This window comes from Methylobacterium gregans (assembly GCF_022179245.1).
Taxonomy (GTDB): domain Bacteria; phylum Pseudomonadota; class Alphaproteobacteria; order Rhizobiales; family Beijerinckiaceae; genus Methylobacterium; species Methylobacterium gregans.
This window is the reverse complement of sequence record NZ_BPQM01000066.1, coordinates 1-7,518: the sequence shown is the minus strand read 5'-3', so window position 1 is coordinate 7,518 and position 7,518 is coordinate 1. Positions and strand designations below refer to the sequence as shown.

7 protein-coding genes are annotated in these 7,518 nt (G+C 71.2%); 3 read left to right on the top strand and 4 right to left on the bottom strand.

The features are described from left to right. Positions 1–39 precede the first annotated feature (39 nt). Both MFF54_RS14350 and MFF54_RS14345 read left to right on the top strand, forming a co-directional pair. Positions 40–873, top strand: a complete 834-nt coding sequence (locus MFF54_RS14350) for an EcsC family protein (RefSeq protein WP_238303578.1) — start codon at positions 40–42, stop codon at positions 871–873. Positions 874–944: 71 nt separating this feature from the next. Further along, positions 945–1,622 carry an MgtC/SapB family protein gene (locus MFF54_RS14345; RefSeq protein WP_238303577.1) on the top strand — a complete coding sequence of 226 codons (678 nt, stop codon included), beginning with the start codon at positions 945–947 and terminating at the stop codon, positions 1,620–1,622. A gap of 3 nt (positions 1,623–1,625) precedes the next feature. Here the strand turns inward: MFF54_RS14345 and ilvA are convergent, their stop codons facing one another. The 4 genes from ilvA to MFF54_RS14325 form a co-directional block, all read right to left on the bottom strand. Then, on the bottom strand, positions 1,626–3,167 hold the full coding sequence (ilvA, locus tag MFF54_RS14340; RefSeq protein ID WP_238303576.1) for a threonine ammonia-lyase, biosynthetic: 1,542 nt from the start codon (positions 3,165–3,167) through the stop codon (positions 1,626–1,628). A gap of 122 nt (positions 3,168–3,289) precedes the next feature. Further along, the gene (locus MFF54_RS14335; RefSeq protein WP_238303575.1) at positions 3,290–3,637 is read right to left on the bottom strand and encodes a diacylglycerol kinase; all 348 of its coding nucleotides are present in this window, start codon (positions 3,635–3,637) and stop codon (positions 3,290–3,292) included. Next, a complete protein-coding gene (locus MFF54_RS14330) occupies positions 3,637–4,704 on the bottom strand; it encodes an AbrB family transcriptional regulator (protein ID WP_238303574.1) in 1,068 nt (355 codons plus the stop codon). The genes MFF54_RS14335 and MFF54_RS14330 overlap by 1 nt, the downstream gene beginning before the upstream one ends. 56 nt (positions 4,705–4,760) lie before the next feature. After that, complete coding sequence (locus tag MFF54_RS14325; RefSeq protein WP_238303573.1) at positions 4,761–5,744, bottom strand: LysR substrate-binding domain-containing protein; 984 nt, start codon at positions 5,742–5,744, stop codon at positions 4,761–4,763. Between the two features lie 137 nt (positions 5,745–5,881). Between MFF54_RS14325 and MFF54_RS14320 the strand changes: the two genes are divergently transcribed. After that, positions 5,882–7,471, top strand: a complete 1,590-nt coding sequence (locus MFF54_RS14320) for a catalase (RefSeq protein WP_238303572.1) — start codon at positions 5,882–5,884, stop codon at positions 7,469–7,471. Positions 7,472–7,518: the final 47 nt, after the last annotated feature.

The following is a 7,518-nucleotide window of genomic DNA, read 5'->3' as shown; positions in this document are numbered from 1 at the left end:
GGCCCGGCTGCTCCAGCGCCCGCACGGCCCGGCGGAGCGCTGGAGCAGCCGGGCCTCGCCGCCCGGCTCTCGGCGGCGGCCGGCGCCCCGCTCGAGATGATCGGCCGCTCGCTGCCCGCTCCCGTCACAGAAGTCGTCGGGCGCAGCACCGAGGCGGCGATGCGGGGCGCGCTGCGGGTCGCGCTCGCCACCCTGCCGCGCAAGGAAGTCGTGGCGGACGCGGATGGGTCCGCGGACACGGCCGTCGCGGTCGTGGAGCGGGCCGAGACCCGCATCGAGGGCCGTCTGGCCCGGCTCCTCGGCTCCAGCGAGACGGCCCACAAGGCGCTCGCCGCGGTTACGGGTGCCGTGGGCGGCGCCTTCGGACTGGCGACGCTCGCGGTGGAATTGCCGGTCTCGACCACGATCATGCTGCGCTCGATCGCCGAGATCGCCCGGGAGGAGGGCGAGGATCTTGAGACGCCCGAGGGGGCGCTCGCCTGCGTGCAGGTCTTCGCGCTCGGCGGCCGGCCGGGCCAGAACCTCAGCGAGAGCGGCTATTTCGCGGTGCGGGCCGCGCTCGCCAAGACCATGGCGGAGGCCGCCCGCTACGCCGGCAGCAAGACGCTGCTCGACCAGGGCGCGCCCGCTCTGGTGCGCTTCACGGCGCAGATCGCGGCCCGTTTCGGCATCGTGGTCTCGCAGAAGGTCGCGGCCCAGGCGGTGCCGATCCTGGGCGCTCTCGGTGGCGCCACCGTCAACACCGCCTTCATGAACCACTTTCAGACGATGGCGCGCGGGCACTTCACCGTGCGCCGCCTGGAGCGCACCTACGGCCCTGAGACAGTGCGGGCGGCCTACGAGAGCGAGAAGGCCGCGCTCGGAGTCGCCTGACGGCTGCACGGAATGGACGCACCCGCCCGGCCGCGGCAGGATGATGCCGCGGACGCGGGGGAGAGGCGGCCATGATCGACAATGTCGAGATGATCGGGCGCCTCGCCCTCGCGGCGGCGCTCGGCAGCGTGATCGGCCTGGAGCGCGAGCGGCTGCTCTGGGCGGCGGGCCTGCGCACGCACATGCTGGTCTGCACCGGGGCCTGCCTGTTCATGCTGGTCTCGGCCTTCGGCTTCGGCGACGTCGCCGGGCAGAGCCACATCGTGCTCGACCCCTCGCGCGTCGCCGCGCAGGTGGTCTCGGGCATCGGCTTCCTGGGCGCGGGCACGATCCTGCTGCGCGGCGAAATGGTGAAGGGGCTCACCACCGCCGCGAGCCTCTGGGCGGTGGCGGCGATCGGGCTGGCGAGCGGAGGCGGCCTCTACGTCCCGGCGCTCGCGGCCACCGCCATCGTCTTCGCGATCCTGGCCGGGGTGAAGCCCGTGGAGGAGCGCTGGCGCTCCCGGATGCGCACGCAGTGCCTGGAGATCGTGGCGCAGGCGGGCGCGCTCTCGTTGGAGAGCCTTCAGGCGGCGACGGGGTTGCCGGCCGCCCGGATCCGGCAATTCGTGGTGCGGCCCGGCCCCGCCCGGGACGAGGACGCGATCCGGGTCGTGCTCATCCGCCTGTCGCCGGCCCAGGCCGAGCGCGTCGCCCGCACCCTCCGCGAGATGCCCGAGGTCGCGAGCGTCGCGATCGAGGCGGCCTGAGCGCTATTCCGCCGCCAGCGCCGAGGTGGTCGAGGCGTTGTCGAGGAACAGCCGGTAGGCCGGGTTGTCGGTCTCGTCGAAGCAGGGATAGCCGAGCGCCGCGATCGCCGCGTCGAAGCGCGGCCGGTCGGCGGGGCGCACCTCGATGCCGCAGAGCACCCGGCCGTAATCGGCACCGTGGTTGCGGTAGTGGAACAGGCTGATGTTGAAGTCCTCGCCGAGCGCCTCGAGGAAGCGCAGCAGCGCGCCGGGCCGCTCCGGGAACTGGAAGCGGTAGAGGCGCTCGTTGGCGAGGCCGAGCGCCCGGCCGCCGACCATGTAGCGGACATGGACCTTGGCCATCTCGTTGTCGCTCATGTCGAGCACGCGGTAGCCGCCCTCATTCAGGCCGGCGATCAGGGCCCGCTTCTCGGCCTTGCCGCCGGACAGGTTGATGCCGACGAAGATCTGCGCGTCGGCCCCCTTCGCGTAGCGGTAGTTGAACTCGGTGATCGCGCGGGCGCCGAGCGCCTGGATGAAGGCCCGATAGGCGCCGGGCTGCTCCGGGATCGTGACGCCGATCAGGATCTCGCGCTCCTCGCCGATCTCGGCCCGCTCGGCGATATGGCGCAGCCGGTCGAAGTTGAGGTTGGCGCCCGAGGAAATCGCCACCAGCGTGCCGGCACCCGGGTTCTCGGCTGCCCAGGCCTTGGCACCGGCGAGGCTCAGCGCACCCGAGGGCTCGGAGACCGCGCGGGTGTCGTCGAAGATGTCTTTCACGGCCGCGCACATCGCGTCGGTGTCGACCGTGATCACGCCGTCGAGATGCGCGCGGCACAGGCGGAAGGTCTCCTCGCCCGCCTGCCGCACGGCGACGCCGTCGGCGAAGAGACCCACGGTCGGCAGGATCACGCGCGAATCGGCCTTGAGCGCCTCCGCCATGCAGGCGGCGTCATCCGGCTCGACGCCGATCACCTTGGTGCCCGGCCGGAGGTACTTCACGAAGGTCGCGATGCCGGCGGCCAAGCCCCCGCCGCCGATCGGCACGAAGATCGCCTCGATCGGGCCGGTATGCTGCTCCAGGATCTCCTTGCCGATCGTACCCTGGCCGGCGATCACCTCCGCATCGTCGAAGGGGTGCAGGAAGGTCAGGCCGTGCTCTGCCTCCAGGCGGCGCGACTCGGCCAGAGCCTCGTCGAAGGCATCGCCGTGCAGCACCACCTCGGCCCCGCGCGCCCGGCAGGCATCGACCTTGATCGAAGGCGTGGTGCGGGGCATCACGATCACGGCGCGCACACCGAGTTTTGCGGCACCCAGCGCCACGCCCTGCGCGTGATTGCCGGCCGAGGCACAGACCACGCCGCGGTCGAGCTGCTCACGGGTGAGCCCCGACATCTTGTTGTAGGCGCCGCGCAGCTTGAACGAGAAGACCGGCTGCAGGTCCTCGCGCTTCAGCAGGACGGGCCGGCCGAGGCGGGCGGTCAGCCGCGGCATCGGATCGAGCGGACTCTCGATCGCCACGTCGTAGACGCGGGCGGTGAGGATCTTGCGGATGTAGTCGGTCACGGGCTCGCCGGTGCTGCGGAGACTGTCCTGCCCCGGCAGATAGACCGTCCCGGCCCGAGATGCGAGCGCGCGCCCGTCCGGGCCGCCATGCAGCGCCGGAGGCGAGACGCCCGGAAGCGCCCCTACGACAGGCGCTCGATCAGAGCCGCGATCCAGACGAGCGCCGCGATCATCTGGGCCAGGAAGGCGCCTGCCGAGGCGAGGTCCTTCACGGTGCCGATCGCCGGGTGGCGTCCCGGATGCAGGTGGTCGCAGAGCTTCTCCAGCGCGGTGTTCAGGAACTCTGCGGCGAGCATCAGGAGCAGGCTCGCGATCAGCGCGACCTTCACCCAGAGGCTCGCGCCGAGCATCAAGGCGACCGGCACGCCGAGGGCCAGCAACGCGAGCTCCTGTCGCACCGCCCGCTCGGTGCGGGCGCCGTGGCGCAGGCCCCGCCAGGAATTCAGGAAGGCGATCACGATGGCGCCCATCAGGCGGACCTCTCCGGAACGGCGCGGGTGATCCACTTGGCGAGCAATGGCCCGGTGACCAGCACCACGAAGAGCCGCAGCGTCTGCACCGCAAGCACGAAGGAGACGTCGGCATGGGTGCCGACCGCGATGATCGCCACCGAGTCGAGACCGCCGGGGCTGGTGGCCAGGAAGGCTGTGAGGAAATCGATCGCCAGAATGTGGGTCAGCGCCCAGGCCCAGCCCCCGCAGAGCAGGATCACCGCGAAGGTCGCGACCAGGATGCCGGGCAGCGCCCGCAGGGTCACGCCGAGCGTCTCCCGGGTGAAGCGCAGGCCCACGTACCAGCCGATCCCCGCATAGGCGAGGTCGAGGAGGGGCGCAGGCAGCGCCATCGTGGCGAGGCCCGTGGCGTGGAGCGCGGCGCCCAGTACCATCGGCCCGATCAGCGCACCCGCGGGCAGCCGAAGCGCGAGGGCCGCGGCGGCGCCGACCGCCGCGATCGCCAGGGTGCCGAGCGTGGCGAGAAGGCCGACGCCCTCCGCGCCCGCGGGGCCCGGTGACGTCCCCGGTGCGGAGACGAGCAGCCGCGTCACCAGCGAGGCGGTGAGTACCACCGCGACGACCCGGACATATTGCATGAAGGCGACGAGGCGCGGGTCGGCGCCGAACTGCTCCGACATCGCCACCATGGCGGCGGCGCCTCCGGGCGAGGAGCCCCAGGCCGCAGTGGTGCCGGGCAGGACGCGCATGCGCGTCAGCGCCCAGCCGACCGCGCCTCCGGCAAGGACGGTGACGAGGACCACCGCGACGATGACGAGGCCGTCCGCCCGCAGCGTCTCGACGATGCTCCCCGTCACCGCGTGCGCCACGAGACAGCCGATCATCGCCTGCGCGGCCATGAAGCCGGAACGCGGCACGCCGATCCCGGCGCCACCCACCCCGAAGGCGATTGCCGTGAGCATCGGCCCGACGAGCAGGGCGGCGGGAAACTGCGCCTGGTACAGGCCGTAGGCGAACAGCGCTGAGACGGCGACGAGCGCGGCCCACAAGGCGAGCGTGCGAAGGTGTAACCGAAACTGTGACACGGAGATCCCGGCCGGACGCGAGGCCCGGCGCGCCGGGTGTCTGGTAAGGCGTGGCGCTACACCGCTTCCGCCCGCCTGTCACGGTTGCGCAGAACCCGATCGGGTGCCGGGGGTGCCGCATCGTCGCGGCAGGCCGCCGTTCCGGCCGGAGCGTGCGCCCGGAAGAAGGCGGCGAGGTGCGCGAGGCCGGCCGCGCGCGGATCGCTCGACCGCCAAGCCAGCGCGATGGTGCGGCCGGGCCCGTCCACGTCGAAGCCGCGCGTCACCGTGAGGCCGCTCGGATCGGGGCCGGCCGGCACGGCCAGCGCGGGCAGAAGCGTGTATCCCGCGCCCGCCGCCACCATCGAGCGCAGGGTCTCAAGGCTCGTCGCGTGCCGACCCGCGGAACTGCCCGCGCCGCAGGCCGCCACGGTCTGGTCGCGCAGGCAGTTGCCCTCGTCGAGGAGCAGGAGGTCAGGCCCCGCGATGTCGGTAGCGCGCAGCGCCCCGCCCTGGGCGAGGGGATGCTCGGCCGGGCAGGCGAGCCAGAACGGCTCGACGAAGAGGGGCGAGACGGTGAGCCCGGCGCCCGGCACCGGCAGCGAGATGAGCGCCGCGTCGATGCGTCCGTCGCGCAGCCCGTCGAGGATCTCGGCTGTGCGCGCCTCGCTCAGCGCGAGCGACAGAAGCGGAAATTCCTGGCGCAGCAGGCGCAGCACGAGCGGAAAGTAGTAGGGCCCGAGCGTCTGGATCGCGGCAAGCACCAGCCGCCCCGTCAGCGGCGCCCCACGCCCCTCCGTCGCCATGGCAAGCAGGCGCTGCGCCTCGCCGAGCACGGTGCGGGCCTGCCGCACGATGACCTGCCCGGCCGCCGTCATGAGGACGCGCCGGTTCGAGCGCTCGAACAAGACGAGCCCCAGCGCGGTTTCCAACTTGCGCACCTGCACCGACAGCGTCGGCTGGCTGACGTTGCAGCGCTCCGCCGCCCGGCCGAAATGGCCCTCGTCGGCGACAGCGACGACGTATTCGAGATCGCGAAGCGAGAGGCCGGACAAGTTCATAGGCTGCGTCTATCACAGCCTTTGTGACGATGCATTTGCCTCGGGGTCACGCCGGGTTCATAGCTTTTCACCAGAACGGTTCCAGTTTGGCCACGTTGCCGGCCAGAGCCCTTCATTTTCGAGGAGAGATGGTACGCATGAGCGATCAACGCCCGATCCTGACCACCCGCCAGGGCCATCCGGTCCGTGACAACCAGAGCACGCGCACGGTCGGCGAGCGGGGGCCGGCGACCCTCGAGAACTACCAGTTCATCGAGAAGATCACGCATTTCGACCGCGAGCGGATTCCGGAGCGCGTGGTGCATGCCCGCGGCGCCGGCGCCCACGGCTGGTTCGAGGCCTACGGGAAGATCGGCGACGAGCCGGCCTCCAAGTACACCCGCGCCCGCGTGCTGAACGAGACCGGCGTCAAGACGCCGATGTTCGTGCGCTTCTCGACGGTCGCCGGCGCCAAGGAGAGCCCTGAGACCGAGCGTGATCCGCGCGGCTTCGCGGTCAAGTTCAAGACCGTCGATGGAAACTGGGACCTCGTGGGCAACAACCTCAAGGTCTTCTTCATCCGCGACGCGATCAAGTTCCCCGACATGATCCATGCGTTCAAGCCGGACCCGGTGACGAACCGCCAGGAGGCATGGCGCTTCTTCGACTTCGTGGCTCAGCACCCCGAGTCGATCCACATGGTGACGCACCTGAAGTCGCCGTGGGGCATCCCGGCCAACTACCGCGAGATGGAGGGTTCGGGCGTCAACACCTATAAGCTGGTCAACGACCAGGGCGAGGCGGTGCTCTGCAAGTTCCATTGGGAGCCGAAGCAGGGCGTGCGCAACCTGACCTCGGCCCAGGCCGCCGAGATCCAGGCCAAGGACGTCGGCCACGCCACCCGCGACCTCTACGACAACATCCAGGCGGGCAACTTCCCCGAGTGGGAGTTCTGCGTGCAGATCATGCCGGACGGCCCGAACGACCACCTGTCGTTCGATCCGCTGGACGACACGAAGCTGTGGCCGGTCGACCAGTTCCCGCTGCTGCCGGTGGGCCGCATGGTCCTCGACCGCGTGCCGGACAACTTCTTCGCCGAGGTCGAGCAGTCGGCCTTCGGCACGGGCGTGCTGGTCGACGGCATCGACTTCTCGGACGACAAGATGCTGCAGGGCCGCACCCTGTCCTACTCGGACACGCAGCGCTACCGCGTCGGCGCCAACTACCTGCAGCTGCCGATCAACGCGCCGCAGCCCGGCGTGAAGGTCTACTCGAACCAGCGCGACGGCCAGATGACCTACGGCGTCGACGGCACCGGCCCGAACAAGCACATCAACTACGAGCCCTCGACGCTGGCCGAAGGCCTGCGCGAGGCGCCGAAGCCGGCCAAGGACTACCACCAGCCGGTCACGGGCAATCTCGGCCGCTACCAGACCTCGCGCACCGAGGACGACTACACCCAGGCGGGCGTGCGCTACCGCTCGTTCCAGGACTGGGAGCGCGACGACCTGATCGCCAACCTCGTCGCCGACATGAAGCAGTGCCCCGAGCCGATTCAGCTCCGGATGGTCTGGCACTTCCTCCACGCGGACGAGGATTACGGCCGCCGCGTCGCCGAGGGCGCTGGCATCGACCTGGAGAAGGCGCGTGCCCTGCCGCCGCTGCCGGGCCGCGCCGCCCCGGGCAAGCGCCTGCAGTCCGAGACCTACACGGACGGCAGCCAGGCCCATAAGGTCGCCGCCGAGTAACATCGGCAGCGGTCCGAACCTCCGACCCCGCGCGGGCGAGGCCTGCG